The following is a 340-nucleotide window of genomic DNA, read 5'->3' on the forward strand; positions in this document are numbered from 1 at the left end:
TGTGTATGGTGATTGGAGTAGCGACACTTTGAAAAATTGGCGTGAGGTTCACTTACCTCATGCAATCACTCCAGTTCAGCAGTTTGCCTATACAAAAGGTAAAGATGCTACAGATATGATTTTAATTATTGATGCGATGGACTTACTTTATGATGGGGCCTTGGATGGTTTTTGTATATTTTCTAGCGATAGTGATTTTACCCCTTTAGCATCTAGTATACGTGAAAATAGCTTAAGTGTTTATTGATTTTGGAAAAAGAAAACTCCGGAGGATTTTAAGAAAGCTTGTGATAAATTAATTTATATCGAAAATTTAATCTCAGATAGCGTTCTTAAGAAT

At 34.1% G+C, this 340-nt stretch carries 1 pseudogene; it reads left to right on the plus strand.

Going from position 1 to position 340, the window contains the following annotated elements:
* Positions 1 to 340 (plus strand): annotated as a pseudogene (locus ACG9ZB_RS16780) (NYN domain-containing protein); the annotation flags it as partial.

It is taken from the genome of Acinetobacter johnsonii, from assembly GCF_048551975.1.
In the GTDB taxonomy this organism is placed as follows: domain Bacteria; phylum Pseudomonadota; class Gammaproteobacteria; order Pseudomonadales; family Moraxellaceae; genus Acinetobacter; species Acinetobacter johnsonii_A.